This is a genomic window from Burkholderia sp. Ac-20344, from assembly GCF_017104975.1.
GTDB lineage: Bacteria > Pseudomonadota > Gammaproteobacteria > Burkholderiales > Burkholderiaceae > Burkholderia.
In genome coordinates this window covers 21,150-46,165 of the sequence record NZ_JAAGPP010000066.1, presented here as the reverse complement: position 1 = coordinate 46,165, position 25,016 = coordinate 21,150, and the positions used below count along the sequence as shown (strand labels likewise).

The window sequence follows — 25,016 nt, the reverse complement described above, 5'->3', positions numbered from 1 at the left end:
TCGGGAATACGTCGAGCAGCTCGGGATAGGTATGACCCGAGAAGCTGTCGCTTTCGACCGTCGTGATCGTGGTCGGGATGTTGAATACCTTCGCGGCCTTTGCCAGCCCGACGACGTTGTTCTTCAGTACCTGGCGGTCGATCGACTGCACGCCGAATGCCATCTGCGGCTGCTGGTCGATGAAGATCAGCTGGCTGTTCTGCGGAGTCAGTACTTCAAGCTTCGGATTGCTCATGGCGGTCATGTCCTTTGACGTGGAGAAGAATAAAGCCGGCCTCGCCGGCAAGCCGGGGTTGGGGCGCCCGATGCGCTGCGCTGGGAGGTTTTCCTGCCAACCTGCTCCATTCAATACGGAAACCTCCAGCAATGCCAATTAATCGTTCTGTTTAAAAACATCCTTAAAACAATTCCTGAAAACTTCTTAAATCAATTGAATTGACACGCCCCACCGGCATTGACCTGATAGGCTATTCCCCGACTACGTCCGCTCATCGACCCGGATTTATCCGAACATTTCCAAACGGTTGTCATTCACTTCAATTTATATTATGAAACCGTATATTTCATCGCTATTGGCCGGCATTCTCGCCGGCGCCGTGTACGCGTTGATCGGCGTGCCATCGCCCGCTCCGCCCACCATTGCGCTGGCCGGCCTGTTGGGCATCCTCGCCGGCGAACAGATCCTGCCGGTCGCTCGCCGGATGCTCGGAGGCATCCACCTGAAGGCCGCATGGAGCGAGGCGAAGTGCAACCAGCACATGTTCGGCTCGCTGCCCGGCGCCCAGCCGTCCAACGCCGCGGCGAAACACCGCGGCTCGACGCCGACATGACGGATCGTCATTGACTGGACAAAGCGATTTCCGGCGGTAACATGGCAGCCCGACGCCCGCCTGTGAAATCCAACATGAAGCTGTCATTCGAAGCGCTCGAAGCGCTGGACGCGATCGACCGCACCGGCACGTTCGCCGAAGCCGCGGAACGGCTGCATCGCGTACCGTCGGCCCTGACTTACCTCGTGCAAAAGCTCGAGAGCGACCTCGGCGTCGTACTGTTCGACCGCAGCGGACGCCGTGCGAAGCTCACGCATGCGGGTCGCGTCGTCGTCGAAGAAGGCCGGCGGCTCCTGCATGCGGCGGAACAGCTCGAACTCAAGGCGCAGCGCGCGCAGCAAGGCTGGGAAACCGAGGTACGCATCTGTATCGACGAGATCCTGCCGTTCGACGCACTATGGCCCTACGTGCATGCGTTCTACGCGCTGGAAATGAACACGCGGCTGCGGCTCTCCACCGAAGTGCTCGGCGGTACCTGGGACGCACTGGTTTCGCGCCGCGCGGATCTCATCGTCGGCGCGGCGGGCGAGCCGCCGGAACTGCCGGGCATCGTTGCGCGACCGATCGGCACGCTCAGGCACGTGTTCGCAGTCGCCCCCACCCATCCGCTCGCCGCGCTGCCCGAACCGCTGGCGGTAGCGTCGGTCGTCGAGCATCGCGGCGCCGTCATCAGCGATACGTCGCGCGAATTGCAGCCGCGCTCGATCGCCGTCAATGCCGGGCAGCCGACACTCGCGGTACCCACCCTGGCCGCCAAACTGGCCGCGCAGTGCGAAGGACTCGCCGTGGGCATGCTTCCGGAATGCATCGCGGCTCGCGCAATCGTGCAGGGCAAGCTCGTCGCCCGCCAGGTGAGCGGCATGCGCGACACCACGCAGTGCTATCTCGCGTGGCGCGACGACGAAGCCGGCCATGCGTTGCACTGGTGGGTCGAGCAGTTCGATCGGCCCGATCTCGTCGACCGGTTCCTCGCGCTTGCGTGATCCCGCGGTATCGGCCCGACGAACCGTGAGCGCACGGCATCGGCTTCCCGGGGCGCGCCTACAGCGCCCTGCATCGGGCGCAAGGGCGTGAATGCGCCGGCCGCGCGCGCCGTCATCGGTCGCGCGGCAGCAGTTCGGTCTCCCCAGTCTCGCATGCGAGCGCACCCGCTTGCGGCCACGCGTCGTGAACCGCTCCGCTCGCCCCGGAGGATCGCGCGAGCGCCGCGTCATACGCGGCCAGCAGCCGGACACGTGCATCGGCACGCGCCGGGGTCGCATCCGGGTCCCGCATCGCATCGAGCGCCGCGCGCGCACGTTCCCGACACTCGTCGACGAACGACAGGTCGAACAGGCACGGCACCGCCACGGCCGCCAGCGCGATGCCCGTCTCCGCGTCGCCGCCGGGCGAAAATGCCCAGTCGAGCGCCGCGCGCAGATTGCCGAGTTCGCTGCGAACCAGATCGAGCCGCGATCCGGCCGGCGAACCGTCGCCGTCCGGCGCCAGCGCGAACAACCGATGGAAGTAGTTCGCGTGCGCAAGCGCGGCCGCCGCGCATTCGCCGTTGTTCGCGAGCTGCTGCAGCGCGTAGGCGCGCGTCGTCGTCAGCAGCCGGTAGCGCGGCACGCCATGTGCATCGTCGACGCTCACGAGCGACTTCGACACGAGGCCGGCGATCGTATCGAGCAGATCCGCGTCGATTGCGCCCGTCGTTCCGGCGACGTCGCGCACCGCATCGATCGAAAAGCCGTCGCGGAACACGCCAAGCCATCGCAGCAGCACGCGCTCCGCGTCCCCGAGCAGGCGGTAGCTCCAGTCGTACATGGCCTGTAGCGTCCGGTGACGCGGCAATGCGGTGCGAAAACCGCTGGTCAGCAACCTGAAATGGTCGTCGAGATGCGCGGCCAGCACGTCGATACCGAGCACGGCCGCGCGGGCAGCGGCCAGTTCGATGGCCAGCGGCAGGCCGTCGAGACGTCGGCAAACCGACACCATCAGGGGCACGCTGCGTTCGTCGAGCGGAAAGCGCGGGTCGGCAGCGCGCACGCGCGCCGCGAACAATTGCACCGCGCTCGTGCCCAGCGCCTCGGCTGCACCGGCGCGCTCGCCCGGGACATCGAGCGGTGGAACCGGACACTGCCGCTCCCCGTGGATGCGAAGCGCCTCGCGGCTGGTCGCCAGCACGCGCAGCCCGGTATCGGACTCGGTCAACACGGCGGCGATCCGCGCGGCGGCGTCGAGCAGATGCTCGCAATTGTCGAGCACGAGCAACATCCTGCGATGCGCGACGCCTGCCAGCACCGCTTCGAGCGTTGGCGACCGGGCCGGCAGCGGGATGTCCAGGGCGGCCGCCAGCGCGGCGGGAACGAATTGCGGGCACGCAACCGTCGCCAGCGACACGAACGCCGCCCCATCCGGAAAGCGCGTCTCGGCCCGGATCGCGGCTTCGATCGCGACGCGTGTCTTGCCGATGCCGCCGGCACCGACCAGCGTCACGACGCGCGACGCGTCGAGCGCCGCGAGGACGTCGGCCACCATCCGCTCCCGCCCCACGAGCGCCGTCGGCGCGGACGCGAGCCGCGACGTCGCGGGACGCACGGGAGCGCCGCCTTCGGCGTGCCCGCCAACGAGCCGATAGCCGCGCCCCGGCACCGTGACGATCAGATCCCGGTCGCGGGCCAGCGCCTTGCGCAACGAGGCGATATGCACCTGCAGGTTGTTTTCCTCCACGATCGTGTGCGGCCATACGCGCCGCATGATCTCGTCTTTCGAGACCAGCGCGCCATTTGCCTGAATCAGGAGTTCGAGAATTTCGAAGGCCCGGCTGCCGATGCGCAACAGTTTTCCGTTCGCGCGAATTTCACGTCTGTCGAGAAAGACGTGAAGTGTTCCAATGCGGATCATGGGAATGTCTAATCAATGGCATGTATCGATGCCCGCTCAAAAGCGACACCGATTTGACCCCCATGCTACGGTATTTGCCTCGTATATTGATTCGAATGATTAGAACCGAAGGAGCAAATTTTTTGAATGGTCGCAATCCGTGCGCCGCGCGCCCGCTCTACGCGACACGACGCCGCGTCATCCATGCGGGCCACGGGACGCAGCGATTCACCGGTGAATCGTTCATTCATGAAAAAACGACCGCCGATTCGGCATTTCATTTTTCTCCCGTTTCGACTGATACGGGAATCCGGGCGCGCGACGTTTGCACAGCCCTCGTGCGCGATTCGGGACGGGTCTGGTTACGAACAGGTCATCCTGACGATGAACCGCTCCAGTTCGGACGCGAGAATCGCCTCCCAGCAATTCGCGGGACGCTTCGATCCGCGCCATTGCGGCTTGTAGATCGCATCGCCGGTGCGAATCGGCTGGCCGGTCAATGCGCAACGCCCCAGCGAGCGGGACTTTGCGCTGATCCAGCGCTGCTCGTCGTACCGGCAGTGCGTCGGATCGCTCCACGACACGAGTACCGACGAATCGGTCTGCCGCTCGATCGCGACGATCGCGCACCGGCGGCGTGCGCCACCGCTGGACGCACCGCGTGCATCGTCGCGATGACGGCGGCGCGCGACGTCGCGGTCGCGAAGATTCGACGGCGCGCAGCGGCTTGCACCGGGCGACGGATCGAGCAGCGTCATTACGTGCTCCCAGCGATCGAAAGCGTCCATGGCGGCATATCCAGGCAAATGGCGAGAGATTCGGACGGTTCGCACCCGTGCCCATCGCGGTCGTGACCCGCCGACACGAACCGGCAGCGACCCGCGACGGGACGGCTCGATGCTGACGATAGCGGGCGGCCGCTGAAGAGTCTTGATTCGCCGGCTTAATTCTTCTGGAAACCCCGCACGCGCGGCGCGCGGCATGACCCGTTCATGAAAATTCAGCCGGATTTCAGTACAGGCCGCATGACCACGCGATAGGCTCCCGTCGACGTTCGTTCGCTCCCCTCGGGCGCCTGCCGGTGCACGAGCGCGATTGCACGCCGACTGCCGGCGAGATTGCCGCATGCGGGCAGCCGGATATTCATTCCACGCGGCATCGTTCCACCGCACGTTCAAGGAGCTTCAATGCGTCCCGCAGATATCGACGCCGTCCCCTCGGCGCGCCGCCGAGACATGCTGCTCGCCGGCGCGACCGCCGTCGCAGCCGCCGCGCTGCCGGCCGCCGCCGCCGCTGCCGCCCCCACACACGCCTCTTCCGCCCATCAAGGAGCCCATGCGATGAACACGATCACCACGAAAGACGGCACGCAGATCTACTACAAGGACTGGGGCACCGGCCGCCCGGTCGTGTTTTCCCACGGCTGGCCGCTGTGCGCCGATGCCTGGGATCCCCAGATGCTCTTTCTCGTGCAGCACGGCTACCGCGTGATCGCGCACGACCGCCGCGGTCACGGCCGGTCGAGCCAGCCGTCGCAGGGCAATGACATGGATACCTACGCGGACGACCTCGCCGCGCTGATGAACGCGCTCGACCTGCGCGAAGCGACGCTCGTCGGCCACTCCACCGGCGGCGGCGAAGTCGCGCACTACATCGGCCGTCACGGCACGAAGCGCGTGTCGAAGGCCGTGCTGATCGGCGCCGTGCCGCCGCAGATGGTGAAATCCCCGTCCAATCCCGGCGGCCTGCCGATGGACGTATTCGACGGCATCCGCAAGAACGTCGCCGAGAACCGTTCGCAGTTCTACAAGGATCTCGCGGTGCCGTTCTTCGGCTTCAATCGTCCCGGAGCCAAGGTATCGCAGGGCACGATCGACGCATTCTGGTCGCAAGGGATGATGGGCGGCGTGTATGGCCAGTATCTGTGCGTGAAGGAATTCTCCGAGGTCGACTACACCGAGGACCTGAAGAAGATCGACGTCCCGACGCTGATCCTGCACGGCGACGACGACCAGATCGTGCCGATCGACGATTCCGCGCGCCTGTCCGCGAAGATCGTGAAGCACGCGCAACTCAAGGTCATCCCCGGCGGCGCGCACGGCATGTGCGTCGTCGACGCGGACCGGATCAATACCGAACTGCTCGCGTTCCTGAAGGCGTAAGCGTCACCGCACGGCGCGCCGGGCCGGCGCGCCCTTCAGCTTGTTTCAGGATTTTTCAGGCCGGCGCCGCTCGCTCGCGGCCGGCGCGTCGGCTCAATCGGGCGCGCCGCCGGGGCGCACGCCCAGCGCTTCGGCCTGCCGCACGAGGTCGGGCAGCGTGCGCACCTGCATCTTCTTCATGACCTGCGCCCGGTGCACCTTCACCGTGATTTCCTGCAGGCCGAGATGCGACGCGATCTGCTTGTTCATCAGACCCGCGACCACATGGCTCATCACTTCGCGTTCGCGCGGCGTCAACGACGCATAGGCGTGGCGCAACACACGCAGCGCGCGATCGCGCACGAGGCGCTCGCGATCCCCGGCCAGTGCGCGGCCGACGGCATCGAGCATCGCATCGTCGGCGAACGGCTTCGTCAGGAAGTCGAGTGCGCCGCCCTTCATCGCCTTGACCGTGGTGGCGACGTCACCGTAGCCCGTCATGAACAGGATGGGCACGTTCAGCCCCGTGCGCGCGGCTTCCTCCTGTACCGCCAGCCCGCTTTCATCGGCAAGACGCACGTCGAGGATCAGGCAGCTCGCCACATCGGGCCGCTCGAACGCGAGAAACGCCTGCGACGACGCGAAGGTCTCGACGCGAAAACCGGCCGAACGCAACAGCCCGCTCAATGCGCGCCGCAGCGTTTCGTCGTCGTCGACCACATAGACGATCGACGTCATGTCCGGCGTGCTTGCCATTGCTTTCCCTGTGTAGGCGTTCCGTTGATGCCCGAATGATAAACGAGCCCGGCGCCCCGCGAAAACGCCACGCAACCGCGGCGTGGCCGGCCGACGGCGTCACGCCGGGCGCCCGCCCGCCGCGAGCCGGTCGATCAGATCGATCATATCGTCCGATGAAAACGGCTTGCGCAGAAACGCGACCGCGCCTTGTGCGAATGCGCGCCGGACCGATTCGTCATCGCCGTGCGACGACATGAAGATGACCGGAATCGTCGCGTCGCGCTGAACCAGCTGGCGCTGAACGTCGAGGCCGCTCATCCCCTTCATCTTCAAGTCGATCAGCACGCAAACCGCATCGCCCGGCGGGCCGCTCGCGAGGAATGCCTCGCCCGATGCAAACGGCAACGCCGTATAGCCAGCCGATTTCAACAGGCTGGCGAGACTCTTGCGAACCGACGCATCGTCATCGATGACGCAAACAATGCCCATGTAATGAAAACCCGAAATCCTTGTCAATCCGGAACATTGCGACGCCGCTCGAGCGGTATCGACAGACGTATTACGCCCACCGCCAGAGCTCGGGCGCAGGTTGCGCGGCCGCGACCGTCGCGGGCTGCAGCCCATCCGCGCGTTCCTCCGCCGCGAAAGACGCATACCGGGCGTACACGCGACCGGCCTCGCCCGACTCCGCCAGCTTCTCGAGCGCAAAGGCGCGCACGACCTCGAGCAGCGAGTAGCGCTTCGACAGCCCGACGGAATGGACGACCAGCAGCGATTTCGACGCCAGGCTGACCACGCAGTCGAGCACCTGATCGGCGGCCGATTCGTCGCAGACGGCAAGCGCGCACGCCGCATCGAGCCGGAACGCATCCGGAAACACCGCGAGACGGCAAAACACGATGCGCTCCGCATCGTCGAGCAACCGGTAACTCCACTCGATCGTGGCCCTGAGGGTCTGCTGGCGAGGATGGGCCGTACGCAGGCCACCGGACAGCGACAGGACGGACTTGTCCAGATCGGCGGCCAATCCCTGGATCCCGAGCGATGCCACCCGGGCCGCACCGAGTTCGAGGGCGAGCGGCAAGCCGCTCAGGCGGCGGCAGATGGTCGCGATCGCGTCGAGCGTCTGCGTATCCGCGGAAATGTCGGTGCCCATCGCGCGCGCGCGCGCCAGGAACATGCGGACTGCGCCGCACGCGAGGATCTCGTCGCCGTTCGCACCGGGCGGCGGCACCGGCAGCGGCCCGACCCGGTACACGTGCTCGCTGGCGACCCGCAGCGGTTCGCGACTCGTCACCACGAGCAGCGCGCCGGTATTGCCCGCCGCGATCGCTTCGCAGAGATCCGCGAGTTCATCGACATGCTGCTCGGCATTGTCGAACACCAGCATGACGCGCCGCCCGCCGATCGCGCGCACGACGTCCGCCGGCTCGGCGGCCGGGTTGCCCGGCGCGCCGAGTGCGTCCAGCACCGCGGATTCGAGCGTCGCGCCGCCCGGCCGGCCGGCGAGATCGAGCCGGATCGACTCGACGCCGCACCCCGCCGACCAGGCCGCGACGACTTCCTGCGCGAGGTGCGTCTTGCCGACGCCGCCGGGCCCGACCAGCGTGACGAGCGCTTCGCGTTCGAGCAGCGTGTGCAGCTCGGCCGCTTCGCGCTCCCGGCCGATCAGCGGGCATTTGCGCGATACGCCGCCGGTGCGTGCGCCGGCTGCCGCGTCGCATCGCTCCGGCTCGTGCTCGGCGCGGGAAAGATCGACCGGCGCGGCAAGGCGATATCCGCGGCCCGGTTCCGTCCGGATCCAGCCGTGCTTGCCGCCGAACAGCTTGCGCAGCGTCGACACGTGCACCTGGATATTGTTCTCGACCACGATCGTTTGCGGCCACACGGCCTGCATGATTTCTTCCTTCGATACGAGCCTGCCGGCCGACTTCACCAGCAGCTCGAGAATCTCGAAGGCGCGAGCGCCGACATATCGCGGCTGCCCGTCGACGTAGACTTCGCGGCGCTCAAGGGATACCGCCACCCGACCGAACCTGTACATGATCCGCACCCGCCCATGCTGCGTCAAACCGTGCGCCGCCTTGCAAGGCGGCCCCCTCTGTCCTGCCCTTCCGGCCGCGTCGCGGCACGTCGAAGCGCGTGAACGGATCGTATGGCGCGACAGGCGCGCCGACCATTATCCAAAGGTTTAGTCCGGCGCCCGCGCGGCCCGGTCGTCGAACCTGCCGCAGGTACTGCAAATTCTCGCGAGCTGACGGACAATGCACGGGCCGCCGCCACACGTACCTTCAGCACCGCCGATGCATCATTACGAATCCATTACACCCCGCTTCAACCTGCCTGTTACGCCATCGTGAACCCAGCTTTGCGCGCCCCGGACAACGCCGATCGCATGGATGCCGACTGGTTCGCGCGTGCCCGCCTGTCCAATGCGGTCCGCTGCGGCGACATCCTGAGATTCGACCTGACGGACGCCGACACGGGACGCGTGTGGTCGGCATGCCAGACCCGCTGGGAATTCGATCTGCGCTGCCGGCAATTCGAGCGCGAGTTCGCGTTGAACGACGTGCTGGAGCCGGCGTGGGCGCTGATTCCCGCCGCGCTGATCCGCGCGGCCGACGGCCCGGTGCTCGTGTATCCGCGTGTCGACGCGCGGGCCTTCGACGCGCTGGCCGGCGAAGCGCTGCCGCTCGAGGTTTTTCTCGACACCGCGATCCATGCCGCGTGCACGCTCGGCGAACTGCATCGGCGCGGCTGGCTGCACGGCGATCTGCAACCGGCCAGTTTCGTCGCCGCGCCGAACGGCACGGTCATGCTCCGCTCGTTTGCCCATGCCCGCGACCGTCGCGCGGAATACGTCGCCGAACGCACGATACGCACGGATTTCGCGGCGTTCGCCGCGCCCGAAGTATCGGCAGGCGCGCGCGTCGACGAGCGCTCCGATCTCTACGCGTTCGGCATCACGCTGTTTCGCCTGCTGACCGGCGCGCTGCCGTACCAGGCCACATCGACTTCCGAATGGGTTCATGCGCACGTCGCCATGCAGCCGACGCCACCCGCGGCCTTTCGCAAGGACGTGCCGGCCATCCTGGGCGACCTGATCCTGAAGCTGATCGCGAAGGAACCTGCCGACCGCTATCCGTCCTGCGAAACGGTGCAGCGCGATCTCGAACGCATCCGGCACGACTGGCTGGCGTCGGGCCTCGTCGAGCCGTTCACGCTCGGCGGCAGCGATCCGCTCGCCGGCTTGCACACGGCCAACCTGCTGATCGGCCGCGAGCCCGAGTCCCGCCGGCTCGATGCGATACGCGCGGCCGTCTCGCGGACCGGCGAGGCCGCCATCGTCCTGATCGACGGCGCGGCCGGCATCGGCAAGACCACGCTGATCGAGGCCTTCACGCGCGACGTGCGTGCCGCGTCGCGCACCGCATGGTGTGCGTCCGCGAAGGTCGACCAGTTCCAGCCCGCCCGGCCCTACGCGCCCGTGCTGCAGGCATTGCGCGCGCTGTTCGGCAGTACGCTGGCCCGGCACGACGAAATGGCGGCGGTCGCCGCGCGGCTGCACGACTGCGTGGGCCGTCAGGCCAGCCTGCTCGCGCGCATCTTCCCGGAGATCACGTGGCTGCTCGATGTCGAGCCCGTCGCGCTCGACCATGCCGACGCGATTCCGGCATTCCGGCTCTGCCAGATCGTCGTGAACGCGCTCCGCGCGTTCGCGGCGCCGGCCGAACCGCTCGTCGTGACGCTGGACGACATCCAGTGGGCCGACGACGCGACGCTCGCGTTTCTCGCGTCGATCGCCGCCGATCCGCCGGCGAATTTCTGTATCGTCGCCGGTTATCGGAGCGGGCCGCAGCACGATTTCACGCCGGCCTTCCGCCGCTTCCTGCGGCAGCTCGACCGCACGCGCGTGTCGACCCTGACGCTCGCGCCGCTCGGCGCCGCCGACGTCCCGCGCATGCTGGCCGGCATGCTCCGCGACACGCCGGATCGGCTGTCGGGGCTGGCCGCCATCGTTCACCGCAACACCGGCGGCAATCCGTTCCACATCCAGCAACTGCTGCGTACGCTGATCGACGAGCGGCTGCTCGACTACGACGCGACAGGGCAGGCATGGCGATGGTCTTCAGCCGATATCGACGCGCGCTCCCTGAGCGAGAACGTCGTCAGCCTGCTGGAGACCCGGATGCGGCGGCTGCCGCACGAATCGAGCATGCTGCTGTCGCTGCTCGCCTGCATCGGCAGCGACGCCGACGATGCGCTGCTGTGCGCGGCCGCCGGCAAGACGCGTGCGGAGCTCAGTTTCTGGATGGACCCTGCCCGTCAGGCCGGCCTCGTGTCGCATGCCGGCAACCGCTGGCGTTTCGTTCACGACCGCATCCTCGAGGCCGTCTACGCGCTCACCGACCGCACGGAGCGCACGCTGCGCCACAGCCGGATCGCCGCTGCGATGCTCGCCCGCCTGGACCGTTCGTCGACCGAATGCCTGCTCGCCCTGGCCACCCAGATCGAGCAGGCGAAAGCCGCGCCGCTCGACCGCACGCTCGCGCTCGCCTTCGCGGATGTGCTGGTCGCGGCGGCACAGGCGGCGGCCCCGGCCGCCGCGCGCGATCGCGCGCTGTCGTTTCTCGGGTCCGCGCAATCGCTGCTCGGCCCCCACGCGTGGCCGCAGCATTACGGTCTCGCGAGCCGGATCGGCATCCTGCGCGGCGGCCTGCTCCTCGCCACCGGCGAAACCGCGCAGGCGGCCACCGCGATCGACGAACTCGTCGCGCGTACGCGCACGCCGGCCGATCGTGCCGAAGCCCACCGGCTGAAAGCCGCGCAACTCACGGTGGAGTCGCGCTACCGGGAGGCCGTCGGCGTCGCGCTGGCCGGGCTGGCCCTGCTCGGCGTGGAACTGCCCGCCGAGCCGGTCGAGGCCGATCTCGCGGCGGCCTGCGACGCCGTGCAGGAAGCGCTCGACGGCCGCGCCATCCACACCCTCGTCGACTTGCCCGTCATGACCGACACGCGCGTGGAAGCCGCGATGGCGCTGTTGACGGCGCTCGAAGCCGCGATGTTCTACCCGAGCGGCGGGCTGATGCTGCTGCATTTCGCGACCATGGTTCGGCTGACCCTGCGCCACGGCGTCACCGCCGCGTCGGTGCAGGGCCTTGCGTGGTACGGCGTCAGCATTGCGCAGTATCGCGACGCGTACGAAGCGGGCTTCGAATTCGCCCAGGTCGCGCTCGCGCTCGTCGATCGCCACGGGTTCGAGCGCTACCGTTCCGCGACGCTGATCGCGCTCGACCAGGTGAGCGTCTGGACCCGGCCGCTGTCGTATGCCCTCGAGTGTGCGCGCGATGCGAAAGCGGCGGGCAACGCGAGCGCCGAGCTGCGCTGGATGTGCTACAGCTGCAACCACATCGTCAGCGATCTGCTGTCGATGGGCGAAGCGCTGCCGGCAATCCGCGACGAGATCGATCCGCTGCTGAAGATCGCGCGCGGCGCACGTTACGACAACATCGTCGACCTCGTTTCCACGCAATCGGAATTCGTCGACGCGCTGCAGCTCGGCTTCGATCGGCCGATCGGCACCTGGCGCACCCGTGCGTCGCACCGGACGCCGATGTCGGTGCTGCAGTTCTGGACCGACGTGCTCGCCGGCCAGGCCGCGTTCATCTTCGGCGACGCAGAAGCGGCACGCGCATCGCTCGATGCCGCCGCGCCGTTCGCGTGGTCGACGCCCGCCCACATCATGCAGTCCGACTTCCAGCTGTTCGGCGTGCTGGCGGGCATCGCGAGCGACGGCGGCGCCACGCCGCCCGACCGGCTGCTCGAACGCTTCGCGCCGCAGCGCGCGCGCTTCGCCGCATGGAGCGCACGGAATCCGGAGACGTTCCGCAACAAGCTCGCGCTGATCGACGCCGAGTTCGCGCGCGTACGCGGCGAGCACGTCGTCGCGATGCAGCAGTACGAGGCCTCTGCCAGCCTCGCGGCGGAGCGCGGTTTCGTGCACGAACAGGCGCTTGCGCACGAACTGGCCGCGCGCCACGCCGCATCGCTCGGGCTGAGCGGTCCGGCCCGCCATCAGTTGCGGCTCGCGCACGCGTGCTACCGGCGCTGGGGCGCGACCGGCAAGACGCAGGCGATGGAATCGCAGCATCCGTTCCTCGTGATGGATCCGTTGCCGGGCGAGCCGGCCGCGCCCGCGCGCGAGGACCTCGATTTCGCACTCGCGATGCGCGCGGCGCATTCGCTGTCCGAGGAAATCGTGCTGGAGCGCCTGATCCAGACGCTGATGCGCAACATGATCGTCTATGCGGGCGCGCGCTACGGCCTGCTGCTGCTCGCACGGCATGATCGGCTGACGATCGAGGCCACCGCGCGCATCGTCGGCAGCGACGTCGTCGTCGACATTGCGCGCGGCGAACCCACCGACGACGACATTCCGCTGTCGATCCTGAACACCGCCGTCCGAACCCGCAAGCCGGTCGTGCTCGCGAACGCACAACGCGATGGCCTGCCCGACCACGTCGACAGCCTGCGCGCGCATCCGACGCGCTCGCTGGTCTGCGTGCCGCTGATGAAACAGGGGGCGCTGATCGGCGTGCTCTATCTCGAGAACGCATTGACCAACGGCGTGTTTTCGCCGCGACGCATCGCGATGCTGGAAGTGCTGGCGCCGCAAGCGGCCAACGCGCTCGAATCCGCCCGGCTCTATGCGGAACTGATCGACGAGAACGCGCGCCGGCTCGAGACGGAGGCCGCGCTGCGGCATGCGCGGACCGAGCTCGCGCGCACCGCGCATGTGACCGTGATGGGCGAACTGGCCGCGTCGATCGCGCATGAAATCAACCAGCCGCTCACCAGCATCGTGACGAGCGTGGGCGCCTGCATGCGCTGGCTGCGCGGCGCGCAGCCCGACCTCGGCGAGGCGCTCGCGAGCCTCGAGGACATTCGCGCATCCGGAATACGGGCCGCCGACATCGTCCGCGCGTTGCGATCGCTCGCACGCCAGGCGCCGCTCGCGCTGGCCCCGCTCGCGATCGACGAACTGATTCGCGACATGCTGCATCTGACGGCGACCGAAATCGACGCCAAGCAGGTTGCACTGCGCGTCGACCTGCGCTGCGACGACATCCGCGTGATGGCGGATCGCACGCAGATCCAGCAGGTGATCCTGAACCTGGTCACCAACGCGCTCGACGCGATGGACGGCCCGGCCGCGTCGCGCGAACTCGACGTCGCGTCGCACGCCGACGACGGCCACGTCGTCATCCGCATCGCCGATCGCGGTGCCGGCATCGACGCCGGCATTGCCGGCCAGATCTTCGATCCCTTCTTCACGACGAAGTCCCACGGCATGGGGATGGGTCTCGCGATCTGCCGCTCGATCATCGAGGCGCACGGCGGCACGCTCGAGGCCGCGCCGCGCGACGGCGGCGGTACCACGCTGACGTTCCGGCTGCCGGTGTCGACGGCACACTGACTTCAGAACGTTTCAGCGCAGCTTCAGGAAATGGTGCCAGCGCACGCGTAGACTGCTTTCACGAGCCGTCGCGCGGGCGTTTGCCTGCGCCTGGCGCCCATCCTGGAGTGACGCATGATTTCAGCCGCACATCGTCCCGCACGTCGAATCAGGCACGAGCAGCCGGTTCGCGTGGAGCGCGCATGAAGCACAAACGACTCTGGTCCGGCCTGGCTGGCGTCGCGGTCGCCGGCCTGGCGATCGCGGCAGCCGTCATGATCCGGCCGTCGATCGCGCCGATCGATCCGCCCGCCCGTGCGTCGTTCGATCCGCAACTCGTGCGGGCCGGCGCGCGCGTGGTCGCGCTCGGCGATTGCGTCGTCTGCCATACGGCGAAGGACGGCAAGCCGTTCGCCGGCGGGCTGCCGCTCGCGACGCCGTTCGGCACGATCTACGCGACCAACATCACGCCGGACGCCGATACCGGTATCGGCCGCTGGTCGCGCGACGCCTTCGCGCGTGCGCTGCGCACCGGGATCGCCCGCGACGGCCATCCGCTCTACCCGGCCTTTCCGTACATTCATTTCACGCGGATGTCCGACGACGATATCGCGGCCGCGTACGCATACCTGATGACGCGCGAGCCGGTGCAGGCGAAGACACCGAAGAACGACCTGATCTTCCCGCTCAACTTCCGGCCGCTGGTCGCGTTCTGGAACGTCCTGTTCCTGCGCGAAGGCGCGTACACGCCGGACCCGTCGCAATCCGCGCAGTGGAATCGCGGCAAGGCGCTCGTCGACGGCCTCGGCCACTGCGCCTCCTGCCATTCGCCGCTGAATGCGATCGGCGGCGAACAGGCGGGCAAGGCGTTCGACGGCGGCATCGTCGACGGCTGGGAAGCGCCGCCGCTCAATGCGCTCGGCAGCGCGGTCCATCCGTGGACGCAGGCGCAACTGGTGACGTACCTGCGCACCGGCCGCGCGAGCGAGCACGGCGCGGCTGCCGGACCGATGCTGCCCGTCACGCGCGATCTCGCGACGGTGCCGGCGGAAGACGTCGAGGCGATCGCCGCGTACATCCTGTCGATCCAGAAACCGGGCAGCCCGCGGACCGGCGCAGTCGCAGCCGCGCGCCCGCCCGCAACGCCCGCCGGACAACGCGGCGCGGTCCTGTTCCAGGCATCGTGCGCGCAGTGCCACGGGCCGGCGGCGCCGATGCAATCGATCGGCGAGCGGCCGGCGCTCGCGTTCGGCACGGCGATCGCCGCGGACACGCCGCGCAACGCGATCCAGATGATGTTCAACGGCATCGGCTGGCACGGCGAGGACACGCTGAACTACATGCCGTCGTTCATCGACCAGTACGACGACCGCCAGATCGCGGACCTCGCCGCCTATATCCGCGAAGCGTACTCGGATCGCCCCGCGTGGAGCGGCACCGAAGCCATGGCAGCGAAGCTCAGGAAGGAGAACAGCACGCGATGATCACCCTCACCGTCAATGGCGCGCGGCACACGCTCGACATCGATCCGTCCACGCCGCTCCTCTATGCGCTGCGCAACGACCTGCACCTGCACGGCGCGAAGTTCGGCTGCGGCCTGGGACAATGCGGCGCCTGTACCGTGATCGTCGACGACAAGCCGATGTTCTCGTGCCTGATCCCGGTCGCCGCGGTCGGCGCGCGCAGCGTCAGAACCCTCGAGAGCCTCGGCACCGCCGAGCGGCCGGGCAAGCTTCAGCAGGCGTTCATCGATCATCAGGCGGCCCAATGCGGCTATTGCATCGCGGGCATGATCATGCGCGCGCAGGCACTGCTCGAACGCAACCCGAAACCGACCGAACGCGAATTGCGTACCCACATGGAACCGAATCTGTGCCGCTGCGGCACCCACCTCCGGATCCTGGCGGCCGTGCGCCAGGTCGCGGGCCTGCCGGATCCGCAGCCGGCCGACGCTCCGGTCACGATCAGCAAAGGGCTCTGATGAACGCACCCGACGACATCGACGAAGGCCGCCGGCACTTCATGGTCTCAGGCGCGCTGTTCGTCGCGTTCAGTCTCGCGCCGGCCGCTCGCGCCGCCGCCGAGGTCGTGATCGCGGACGAAGGCGCGGCGGTCCACGTAGCCCGCGCCACCGAGACGCTGGCCGGCAGCCTGAAGACCAACCCGCTGCTGGACGCGTGGATCAAGATCGCGCCCGACGGCAAGGTCACCGTATTCACGGGCAAGGTCGAGCTCGGCACCGGCGTGCGCACCGCGTTGCTGCAGGTGGCGGCCGAGGAGCTGAACATGAAGCCCTCGCTGATCACGTTCCTGACCGCCGACACCGGCGCATCGCCGGACGAAGGCCTGACCGCCGGCAGCCATACGATGGCGGACAGCGGCTCCGCGCTGCTGAACGCCGCCGCGCAGGTGCGCGGGCTGCTGGTCGACGGCGCGGCGAAGCAGTTCGGCGTCGATCCGCACACGCTGACGGTCGCCGATGCGGTCATCAAGGCGCCGGACGGCCGCACGATGCGCTACGGCGATGCGGTCCGCCTCGTCGACCTGCACCGCAACGCGACGCCGACGTCGCCGCTCAAGCCGCCGGCGACCTTCACCGTGATCGGCACGTCGCTGCCGCGCGTCGACATTCCGAACAAGGTCACGGGCGGCGTCAGCTACGTGCAGGACATGGCACTGCCCGGCATGCTGCATGCGCGCGTCGTGATGCCGCCGGTGTACGACGCGCAGCTGCAGTCGTTCGACGAAGCCGCGATCCTGAAGATGCCGGGCGTCGTGCGGATCGTGCGCAACGGCAGCATGCTGGCCGTCGTCGCACAGGGCGAATGGCAGGCGGTCGTCGCGCAGCGCGCGCTGGCCGCCGGCAGCCGCTGGTCGGCGGGCCGCGCGTTGCCGGATCGCGCGACGGTCCATGACGACCTGAAGCGCATCGCCACGCAGGACATCGAGATCGCCAACACGCATGCGGCCACCGCGCCGGCGGTGAAGACGCTGAGCGCCACGTTCCGGAAGAACTACCTGCTGCACGGCTCGATCGGGCCGTCCTGTTCGGTCGCCCATCTCGAGAACGGCACGCTGACCGTGTGGACCCACTCGCAGGGCGTCTATCCGCTGCGCGACGCGCTTGCCGAGATGCTGTCGATGCCGAAGGCGGCGATCCGCTGCATTCACACCGAGGGCTCCGGCTGCTACGGGCACAACGGCGCGGACGATGCGGCCGCGCATGCGGCGCTGATCGCGGCCGCGATGCCCGGCAAGCCGATTCGCGTCCAGTGGATGCGCGAACAGGAACACACGTGGGACCACTTCACGCCGGCCATGGTCACCGAGATCCGCGCGTCGCTCGACGCCGGCGGCCGTATCGTCGACTGGCAGTACGCGCTGTGGAGCAGCTCGCACAACGAACGCATCGTCAATGCCGGCAGGCTGCTACCTGCACGGATGCTCGAGCCGCCGTTCGTTCCCGCGCCGTCGACGCCGATGCTACAGCCCGAGGGCGGCGGGGATCGCAATGCGATCCCGCTGTATGCGCTCCCGAACATGCACATCGTCAACCACTTCTCGCCGACGATGCCGCTGCAGACGTCGGCCATGCGCTCGCTCGGCGCGCATACGAACGTCTGGTCGATCGAAAGCTTCATGGACGAGCTCGCGCACGCAGCCGGCATCGATCCCGTCGAATTCCGGCTGCGCCACATGCAGGACCACCGCGCGCGCCAGGTGATCAAGCTCGCCGCGACGAAATTCGGCTGGCCCCGCCCGCCGCGCGAACGCAATCGCGGCGTGGGCTTCGCGTTCGGCAAGTACAAGAACCTGATGGCCTACGTGGCGATCGCAGTCGAGATTTCGGTGGTGCCGGAAACGGGCCAGGTGACGCTCGATCGCGCGGAAGTCGCCGTCGACGCGGGCCAGGTCGTGTCGCCGGACGGCATCCGCAACCAGATCGAGGGGGGCATCGTGCAGGCCGCCAGCTGGACGCTGTACGAGGCGCTGAACTACGACACGCAGCGCATCCGCAGCTTCGACTGGAGCAGCTATCCGATCCTGCGCTTCCAGGCGGCGCCGCAAAGCGTGAAGGTGCACCTGATCAACCGCCCCGGCGCACCGTTTCTCGGCGCGGCCGAAGCGTCGATGGGGCCGACCGCCGGCGCGCTCGCCAATGCGATCTTCGACGCGACCGACCAGCGCCCGCGCGAAATGCCGTTTGCCGGTGAAGGGCTCAGGAAACGCATCGACGCATAGCGTCGTCGCGCAACCGATCGCGCCGGCGCGAACCGGCGCCGACACTCGACAGGCTGGAGAATTCTGAACGATGGATACCTTGCTTTCGATGCGCGTGTTTACGCGCATCGTCGAAACGGGCAGCTTCACGCGTGCGTCGGATACGACCGGGCTCACCACGCCGCGCGTGTCCGCGCTGCTGAGCACGCTCGAACAGCATCTCGGCTGCCGGCTGCTGAACCGCACGACCCGCCGCATCGCGCTGACCGAGGACGGGCAGGCCTACTACGAACGCTGCGTCGGGGTGCTGCGCGAAATCGACGACATGGAAGCGGCGGTCTCGCAGGCGCGCAACGTGCCGCGCGGCCGCCTGAAAGTGAACCTGCCGCCGGCCATGGCCAAGCAGATCATGGTGCCGGCGCTGCCCGAATTTCTCGCCGCCCATCCGAACATCTCGATCGAACTCGGCGTGACCGACCGCCAGATCGACCTCGTCGGCGAGGGCGTCGATTGCGTGGTGCGCGTCGGCGCGCTCGACGACTCGGGCATGATCGCGAAACGGATCGGCAGCCTGACCACCTGCACGTGCGCGGCCCCCGCGTATCTCGACCGGTGCGGCGCACCCGACACGGTCGACGATCTCGCGCAGCATGTCGCGGTCAGCCACATCTCGGCCGATACCGGCCGGCCGCGGCCGTGGGACTACGTCGTCGACGGCGAACCGCGCATCGTGCAGATGTGCGGCACGGTCGCGGTCAACGACGCCGATACCTACATCGAATGCGGCGTCGCGGGCATCGGCCTGATCAAGACGTCGCTGTACCTGGTCGAGCCGTACCTGAAATCGGGGCGGCTGCGCGAGGTGCTGACCGATTTCAACGCACCGCCCCGGCCGATCTCGATCCTGTATCCGCCCAATCGGCATACGCCCGTCAAGCTCAAGATCTTCGTCGACTGGCTGGCGGGCCTGTTCGCGCAGATTCCGACGCTGCAGGGCCAGCGCGGCTGAACGCGGCCACCGGCTGCCGGCTGCCCTGGCCGGACGCGCGACGCCGCCCCGACCGTTTTCACGCCTTCGACGCCGCGTGCGCCGCGTGCGCCGCCCACCGGCCTCGCGAGCGGCGGCGCGCGGTTCGCTGCCATGCGGCGGCGTCCTGGCGCGCGAGCCGTCCACCCTTTTGCGCGGCACGCAAAGCTCGATTGCGCGACGGACGTATTCCGCCATGAGCGCCCGTTCAATAGTCTTGACGGCAATGCGGCGTACCCGGTGCGCCACTTTCGGAATCGCAACGCGCCGCCCGGCAAACGGGCGCCCGACATCTCGTTCAAGGAGTCGACCATGTCATCGGAATCCACCCCGCTCGCGGCCCACGGCCAGGCGGCCAGGCTCACGCAGGGCCTCATCCTGCTGTTCGCGTTCAGTTGCGGCGCGATCGTCGCGAACCTGTACTACGCGCAACCGATCACCGAGCTGATCGCGCCCAGTCTGCACATGTCCGGCACGACCGCGAGCCTCATCGTGTCGCTGACGCAGATCGGCTACGCGCTCGGCCTGTTCTTCATCGTGCCGCTCGGCGACCTGCTCGAGAACCGCAAGCTGATGATCGTCACGGCCGTGATCTCGATCGCGAGCCTCGCGGCGGCCGCGGTCGTCCGGACGCCGGGCCTGTTCCTCGCGATCTCGCTGCTGATCGGCTTCAGTTCGGTCGCCGTCCAGATCCTGGTGCCGCTCGCCGCGCACCTCGCGCCGGACCATTCGCGCGGCCGGGTGGTCGGCACCATCATGAGCGGCCTGCTGCTCGGCATCCTGCTCGCGCGCCCGCTGTCGAGCGTGGTGGCCGACGCGTTCGGCTGGCGCTTCGTGTTCGCCGCCGCCGCGGTGCTGATGACGCTGGTGACGGCCGTGCTCGCGCTGACGATTCCGTCGCGCCGCCCCGATCATCGCGCGACCTATTTCGCGCTGATCGGCTCGCTGCTGCATCTCGTTCGCACGCTGCCGGTGCTGCGCCATCGCGCGCTCTACCAGGGCCTGATGTTCGCGTCGTTCAGCCTGTTCTGGACGGCCGTGCCGGTCGAGCTGACGCGTCGCTACGGGCTGTCGCAATCCGCCATCGGCCTGTTCGCGCTCGTCGGCGCGATCGGCGCGACGTCGGCGCCGGTCGCCGGCCGCCTCGCGGATGCCGGCCACACCGTGCGGGCGACGCTGATCGCGCTGGTCGCCGGCGCGCTGTCGTACGCGGTCGCGCTCGTTCACGGCGCCGGCCTGTACGGCCTCGTCGTCACCGGCATCGTGCTCGATTTCGCGGTGCAGATGAACATGGTGCTGGGCCAGCGCGAGATCTACGCGCTGGATGCGACGAGCCGCAACCGCCTGAACGCGCTGTACATGACCAGCATCTTCGTCGGCGGCGCCATCGGCTCCGCGCTCGCGAGCCCGTTGTACGAGCACGGCGGCTGGCCGCTCGTCGCCGCGGTCGCCGGTGCATTCCCGATCGTCGCGCTCGCGCACTACCTCGCCATCGGACGGCCGCACGCGCAACGCCACGCACGCGCCTGAACCGATGCCGGCTGCCGGTTCACGCACGGATGCCGCCCGGGTCGTTCGGGTCGCCCGGGCGCCGGCACGCTGCCGGCATGTCACCCCGACTTTCCGCAGGATCCGCCGTTCGCCTCGGACGATGGCGGCGGCACCCTGCTCCACGCACAAGGAGTCCTTCATGTCTTCCCTGCTCAGCACCTACGATCTGCGCGGCCTGCCGCTTCCCAACCGAGTCGTGATGGGGCCGATGACGCGTTCGCGCGCGCCGTCGCGCGGCCAGCCGACTGCGCTGATGGCCGAGTATTACGCCCAGCGCGCGTCCGCCGGCCTGATCGTCACCGAGGCGACCAACGTCAGCCACGCGTCCGCGGCGTTCGAACTGACGCCCGGGCTCGTCACCGACGAGCAGGCGGCCGGCTGGAAGCAGGTCACGGATGCGGTCCATGCGAACGGCGGCCGCATCTTCGCGCAGCTGTGGCACGGCGGCCGCGTCAGCTCGATGACGCTGCTCGGCGGCGCTGCGCCGCTGTCGCCGTCCGGCATCAACGACGACCTCGAGCATCTGCAGGTGTGGGCGCAGTTGCAGAACGGCTACTACACGAAGATCCACGCGACGCCGGCGCGCGCGATGACGACGGACGAAGTCGCCGCGACGGTCGACGAATTCCGCCGCGCGGCCGCCCGCGCGATGGCGGCCGGCTTCGACGGTGTCGAAATCCACGCGGCCAACGGCTACCTGCCGCACCAGTTCCTGTCTTCGACACTGAATCGCCGCGACGACCGCTACGGCGGCTCGGTGGCGAACCGCGCGCGCTTCCTCGAGGAGATCGTCGATGCGGTCGGCGGCGTGATGCCGCTTGCCCGCGTGGGCGTGCGCATCTCGCCGTACGCGAACTACAACAACGTGCGCGACGCGGATCCGGATGCGACGTACGCGTACGTCAATCGCATGCTGGACGAAGCGGGCGTCGCCTACCTGCATGCGGCGGACACCAACGGCTGGAGCGGCGAGCCCGACCTGCCGCGCATCGTCCAGAACACGCGCAAGACGTTCGGCGGCACGCTGATCGTCAACGGCGGCATCGCGCCGGACGCCGCGAACGCGCTGATCGACGCAGGCGACGCCGATCTCGTCGCATTCGCGCGCGCCTATATCGCGAACCCGGATCTCGTCGAACGCATCGCCATGCACGCGCCGCTCGCCGCACCGAAGCCGGTCGGCTGGTATGGCGGCGACCGCGCGGGATACGTCGACTATGCACGGCACGACGCAGCGGAACCGACCGTCTGAACCCCGCAGCGGCGCGGCGGCCCGGCGCCCTGCCCGACGCAATACCTGGCGCAATACCTGGCGCAATACCCGACGCAATACCCGGCGGGACATGCCGGCTGCGGCAGAAGCCGGCCGTCTCGTCGCACCGGCGCCGTCAGGCGTCGTTCCAGCGCGCACCCAGCACGCGTCCGCAGAAATTCGGCCGGCGGAAGTCCGGGTCGGCCCGCTCGAGCACGTCGGCGCTCCAGGTGCCGAACGTCGATGCCGGCCGGTGCGCGACGCCGCGCGCGACCGCGTCGAGGAACGCGGCGCCGAATCCGTCGCCGCGCGGATACGCGGCGAGCAACGCGCGACGCTCGTCGGTGGAATATGCGTCGAAGTCCGCGGCCATCAGGTCCGTCGCGACCGCGGACGACAGCGCACGCGCCAGCGGCGACACGCGTGCGGCCACGCCGGGCGTCGTATGCAGCGCGATTGCGCGCCACACGTCGTCGCACACGTGCGGCGGCAACCGGTGCCGCAGCAGGAACGCGTGCGCGGCATCGGCGCTGTCGAGCTCATAGCGCGCGACCGAGCGGCAATACGCGGTACTCAGGCCCATGTTCGCGTACATCGCGGCCACGTACAGCGCCTCGGCATCGCACGTCTCGCCCGCACGGCGCGCGGCGAGCGATGCGAGGACGAACACCCGGCAAGCGTGATCGGCGATCACGCGCGGCAGCGACGCGCGCGCGGCTTCGGCGGCCTCGATCGCGATCGGCGTCCCCGGAATGCGGACGCCGGCGACTTCGTCGTCGGCCGGTGCGCACGTGTGCGCAGCATTCATCGTGTCTCCTTGTGCCCCGTGCCGGGGCCGGAAAGGTGTTTATTTTTCGCCCGGCACGCGTCGAGGCGGCCGCCACACGTGCCGGTATGCATCGCCTAAAGCGCCGCACCGAGGCCACCGAATGCGTCGCGCGGCTCGACGGGTTCCGTTGCGGCCGCATGCAGGCGGCGCGCGAAACGGCGCGCGTATTCGCGCGCGAATACGGTCTCGCGGCCGGCATCGGCCGCGACGTGCGACTGCGCCGACGCGGCCGGACTCCGCGGGCCGGTGCCGCCGAACTCGGCCACGGGCGACCACGCGGGACGCACCGGCAGCGGTGGCGGCGCCAGCGGCGCGAATTCGTCGTCCGCATGCACGACCTTGCCGTCGACGATCGTCAGGACCGACGACAGGTGCTTGATGCGTGGCTCGTCGATCGTGAAGTAGTCGTCCGTCAGCACCGCGAAATCCGCATACCGGCCGGGTACCAGCGCGCCCTTGCGATCGTCTTCGTTCGAGAACCACGCGCTGCCGACCGTATAGCGGCGCAACGCTTCCATCCTGCTCAGCCGGTTGCCTTCCGGGTAGAGCACGGTACCGCCGACCGTCCGCCCGGACACCATCCAGTACAACGAAACGAACGGGTTGTAGCTCGCGATGCGGGTCGCATCGGAGCCGGCGCCGACCGGCAGGCCGGCCGCCAGCATCGAGCGGATCGGCGGCGTGCGCGTGGCGGCCTGCACGCCATAGCGCGCGACGAAGTACTCGCCCTGAAACGCCATCCGGTGCTGGACCGTCACGCCGCCGCCGAGCGCCGCGATGCGCGCGATGTTCGCATCCGAAATCGTCTCGCAATGATCGAAGAACCAGCGCAAACCGTCGAACGGGACGTCGCGGTTCACGGCTTCGAGCACGTTCAGGAAGCGGCCGATCGATTCGTCGTACGTCGCATGCAGCCTGAACGGCCAGCGGTGCCTGACCAGCAGCCGGACGACCGCGGTCAGCTCCGCCTCGAGCACGTCGGGCAGCTCCGGGCGCGGTTCGAGGAAATTGCCGAAATCCGCTGCGGACACCACCAGCAATTCGCCGGCACCGTTCATCCGCAGGAATGCATCGCCGTCGCCGGGCTTCGCCAGCGTCATCCAGCGCGTGTAGTCGTCGACTTCGCGCCCGGCATGCTGCACGAACAGGCTGTACGCGATGCGCACCGTCATTTCGCCGCGCTCGGCAAGCGTCATGATCGCGGCGTAATCGTCCGGATAGGCCTGGGAATCGCCGCCGGCGTCGATCGCGCTGGTCACGCCGAGGCGGTTCAGTTCGCGCATGAAGTGCCGCGTCGAATTCATCTGCTCGTCGAAACCGAGCTTCGGGCCCTTCTCGAGCGCCGCATGCAGGACGGCCATGTCCGGGCGCGCGATCAGCATGCCGGTCGGCCTGCCGGCGCGATCGCGCTGGATCTCGCCGCCGGGCGGATCGGACGTGTCGCGGCCGTAGCCGATCGCGCGCAGCGCGGCCGCGTTCAGCAGCGCGCTGTCGCCCAGATGCATCACGAAGACCGGCGTGTCGGGCGCGATCGCGTTGAGTTCGGCGACCGTCGGCCCGCGCTTTTCCGCGAACTGGAATTCGGTCCAGCCGCCGACGACGCGCACCCACTGCGGCGCAGGCGTGCGCAGCACCTGGCGACGCAGCATGCCGAGCGCCTCGTCCAGCGTCGACACGCCGTCCCAGCGCAGCTCCAGGTTGAAATTCAGGCCACCGCGGATCACGTGCAAGTGCGAGTCGTTCAGCCCCGGAATCACGGTGCGGCCGTTCAGGTCGATGTGCAACGTGTCGTCGCGCACGTGGCGCATGACCTCGGGTCCGCTGCCGGCCGCGAGAATCCGGCCGTCCTTCACCGCGAGCGCGGTCACGAACGACTGCCTGTCGTCCTGCGTCGCGATCTTGCCGTTGTAGACGATGAGGTCCGCCGATTCCGCGGATTGCGTCGCCCTAAGCACCATCAGCCTCCCCGCGCGCGCCGCAGGCCGGCATGCGAACGCGCGCGGCATGCCTGCGGCTTGACGTTACACGGACCATCCACCCTCCCTTGAATATTGAAAGACCGGCCGGCCGCGGTGCACGGGCGTGTCCCGTGCGGTCCGCACGCGC

The 25,016-nt window shown here is 68.5% G+C and carries 17 protein-coding genes and 1 pseudogene; 10 read left to right on the top strand and 8 right to left on the bottom strand.

Features of this window, described 5'->3' with window-relative positions:
* Positions 1-235: pseudogene (locus G3N64_RS20715) on the bottom strand (hydrolase); the annotation flags it as partial.
* Positions 236-548: 313 nt separating this feature from the next.
* On the opposite strand from G3N64_RS20715, the gene G3N64_RS20710 reads away from it, so the two are divergent.
* Entirely contained in the window at positions 549-830 is a 282-nt protein-coding gene (locus G3N64_RS20710; protein ID WP_205785596.1) for a XapX domain-containing protein, read from the top strand.
* A gap of 74 nt (positions 831-904) precedes the next feature.
* Positions 905-1,813 carry a LysR family transcriptional regulator gene (locus G3N64_RS20705; protein ID WP_205785593.1) on the top strand — a complete coding sequence of 303 codons (909 nt, stop codon included), beginning with the start codon at positions 905-907 and terminating at the stop codon, positions 1,811-1,813.
* A gap of 112 nt (positions 1,814-1,925) precedes the next feature.
* Here G3N64_RS20705 and G3N64_RS20700 read toward each other — a convergent pair whose 3' ends face one another.
* Positions 1,926-3,716 (bottom strand): winged helix-turn-helix domain-containing protein, encoded by a 1,791-nt coding sequence (locus G3N64_RS20700; protein WP_205785592.1) that lies wholly within the window; start codon positions 3,714-3,716, stop codon positions 1,926-1,928.
* Positions 3,717-4,057: 341 nt separating this feature from the next.
* Positions 4,058-4,483 (bottom strand): DUF3331 domain-containing protein, encoded by a 426-nt coding sequence (locus G3N64_RS20695; protein WP_205785591.1) that lies wholly within the window; start codon positions 4,481-4,483, stop codon positions 4,058-4,060.
* 552 nt (positions 4,484-5,035) lie between these two features.
* Here G3N64_RS20695 and G3N64_RS20690 point away from each other — a divergent pair.
* The gene (locus tag G3N64_RS20690) at positions 5,036-5,857 is read left to right on the top strand and encodes an alpha/beta hydrolase (RefSeq protein ID WP_205785590.1); all 822 of its coding nucleotides are present in this window, start codon (positions 5,036-5,038) and stop codon (positions 5,855-5,857) included.
* Between the two features lie 93 nt (positions 5,858-5,950).
* On the opposite strand, the gene G3N64_RS20685 is transcribed toward G3N64_RS20690, so the two are convergent.
* From G3N64_RS20685 to G3N64_RS20675, 3 genes are all read right to left on the bottom strand, one after another.
* On the bottom strand, positions 5,951-6,592 hold the full coding sequence (locus G3N64_RS20685; RefSeq protein WP_205785589.1) for a response regulator: 642 nt from the start codon (positions 6,590-6,592) through the stop codon (positions 5,951-5,953).
* Positions 6,593-6,691: 99 nt separating this feature from the next.
* Positions 6,692-7,063, bottom strand: a complete 372-nt coding sequence (locus G3N64_RS20680) for a response regulator (protein WP_205785588.1) — start codon at positions 7,061-7,063, stop codon at positions 6,692-6,694.
* 70 nt (positions 7,064-7,133) lie between these two features.
* Positions 7,134-8,600, bottom strand: coding sequence for a winged helix-turn-helix domain-containing protein (locus G3N64_RS20675; protein ID WP_205785587.1), 1,467 nt, complete (start codon positions 8,598-8,600; stop codon positions 7,134-7,136).
* Positions 8,601-8,969: 369 nt separating this feature from the next.
* Between G3N64_RS20675 and G3N64_RS20670 the strand changes: the two genes are divergently transcribed.
* From G3N64_RS20670 to G3N64_RS20640, 7 genes are all read left to right on the top strand, one after another.
* Positions 8,970-14,051, top strand: coding sequence for an ATP-binding sensor histidine kinase (locus G3N64_RS20670; protein WP_205785586.1), 5,082 nt, complete (start codon positions 8,970-8,972; stop codon positions 14,049-14,051).
* A gap of 182 nt (positions 14,052-14,233) precedes the next feature.
* On the top strand, positions 14,234-15,514 hold the full coding sequence (locus G3N64_RS20665) for a cytochrome c (protein ID WP_205785585.1): 1,281 nt from the start codon (positions 14,234-14,236) through the stop codon (positions 15,512-15,514).
* Complete coding sequence (locus G3N64_RS20660) at positions 15,511-16,011, top strand: (2Fe-2S)-binding protein (RefSeq protein WP_205785584.1); 501 nt, start codon at positions 15,511-15,513, stop codon at positions 16,009-16,011. Before G3N64_RS20665 ends, G3N64_RS20660 begins: the two co-directional genes overlap by 4 nt.
* Positions 16,011-18,272, top strand: coding sequence for a molybdopterin cofactor-binding domain-containing protein (locus tag G3N64_RS20655; RefSeq protein ID WP_205785583.1), 2,262 nt, complete (start codon positions 16,011-16,013; stop codon positions 18,270-18,272). The genes G3N64_RS20660 and G3N64_RS20655 overlap by 1 nt, the downstream gene beginning before the upstream one ends.
* A 70-nt stretch (positions 18,273-18,342) precedes the next feature.
* Positions 18,343-19,260 (top strand): LysR family transcriptional regulator, encoded by a 918-nt coding sequence (locus tag G3N64_RS20650; RefSeq protein WP_205785582.1) that lies wholly within the window; start codon positions 18,343-18,345, stop codon positions 19,258-19,260.
* Between the two features lie 330 nt (positions 19,261-19,590).
* Entirely contained in the window at positions 19,591-20,808 is a 1,218-nt protein-coding gene (locus G3N64_RS20645) for an MFS transporter (RefSeq protein ID WP_205785581.1), read from the top strand.
* A 160-nt stretch (positions 20,809-20,968) separates the two neighbouring features.
* The gene (locus G3N64_RS20640; protein ID WP_205785580.1) at positions 20,969-22,081 is read left to right on the top strand and encodes an alkene reductase; all 1,113 of its coding nucleotides are present in this window, start codon (positions 20,969-20,971) and stop codon (positions 22,079-22,081) included.
* 136 nt (positions 22,082-22,217) lie between these two features.
* Here G3N64_RS20640 and G3N64_RS20635 read toward each other — a convergent pair whose 3' ends face one another.
* On the bottom strand, positions 22,218-22,889 hold the full coding sequence (locus tag G3N64_RS20635) for a phosphohydrolase (RefSeq protein ID WP_205785579.1): 672 nt from the start codon (positions 22,887-22,889) through the stop codon (positions 22,218-22,220).
* Between the two features lie 95 nt (positions 22,890-22,984).
* Entirely contained in the window at positions 22,985-24,868 is a 1,884-nt protein-coding gene (locus G3N64_RS20630; protein WP_241021123.1) for an amidohydrolase, read from the bottom strand.
* Between the last annotated feature and the right edge of the window lie 148 nt (positions 24,869-25,016).

What these genes read in the sequence shown, in the direction of transcription:
- G3N64_RS20710 (WP_205785596.1), top strand. Translation starts at nt 549, where the DNA reads ATGAAACCGTATATTTCATCGCTATTGGCCGGCATTCTCGCCGGCGCC.
- G3N64_RS20705 (WP_205785593.1), top strand. Translation starts at nt 905, where the DNA reads ATGAAGCTGTCATTCGAAGCGCTCGAAGCGCTGGACGCGATCGACCGC.
- G3N64_RS20700 (WP_205785592.1), bottom strand. Translation starts at nt 3,716, where the DNA reads ATGATCCGCATTGGAACACTTCACGTCTTTCTCGACAGACGTGAAATT.
- G3N64_RS20695 (WP_205785591.1), bottom strand. Translation starts at nt 4,483, where the DNA reads ATGGACGCTTTCGATCGCTGGGAGCACGTAATGACGCTGCTCGATCCG.
- G3N64_RS20690 (WP_205785590.1), top strand. Translation starts at nt 5,036, where the DNA reads ATGAACACGATCACCACGAAAGACGGCACGCAGATCTACTACAAGGAC.
- G3N64_RS20685 (WP_205785589.1), bottom strand. Translation starts at nt 6,592, where the DNA reads ATGGCAAGCACGCCGGACATGACGTCGATCGTCTATGTGGTCGACGAC.
- G3N64_RS20680 (WP_205785588.1), bottom strand. Translation starts at nt 7,063, where the DNA reads ATGGGCATTGTTTGCGTCATCGATGACGATGCGTCGGTTCGCAAGAGT.
- G3N64_RS20670 (WP_205785586.1), top strand. Translation starts at nt 8,970, where the DNA reads ATGGATGCCGACTGGTTCGCGCGTGCCCGCCTGTCCAATGCGGTCCGC.
- G3N64_RS20665 (WP_205785585.1), top strand. Translation starts at nt 14,234, where the DNA reads ATGAAGCACAAACGACTCTGGTCCGGCCTGGCTGGCGTCGCGGTCGCC.
- G3N64_RS20660 (WP_205785584.1), top strand. Translation starts at nt 15,511, where the DNA reads ATGATCACCCTCACCGTCAATGGCGCGCGGCACACGCTCGACATCGAT.
- G3N64_RS20655 (WP_205785583.1), top strand. Translation starts at nt 16,011, where the DNA reads ATGAACGCACCCGACGACATCGACGAAGGCCGCCGGCACTTCATGGTC.
- G3N64_RS20650 (WP_205785582.1), top strand. Translation starts at nt 18,343, where the DNA reads ATGGATACCTTGCTTTCGATGCGCGTGTTTACGCGCATCGTCGAAACG.
- G3N64_RS20645 (WP_205785581.1), top strand. Translation starts at nt 19,591, where the DNA reads ATGTCATCGGAATCCACCCCGCTCGCGGCCCACGGCCAGGCGGCCAGG.
- G3N64_RS20640 (WP_205785580.1), top strand. Translation starts at nt 20,969, where the DNA reads ATGTCTTCCCTGCTCAGCACCTACGATCTGCGCGGCCTGCCGCTTCCC.
- G3N64_RS20635 (WP_205785579.1), bottom strand. Translation starts at nt 22,889, where the DNA reads ATGAATGCTGCGCACACGTGCGCACCGGCCGACGACGAAGTCGCCGGC.
- G3N64_RS20630 (WP_241021123.1), bottom strand. Translation starts at nt 24,868, where the DNA reads ATGGTGCTTAGGGCGACGCAATCCGCGGAATCGGCGGACCTCATCGTC.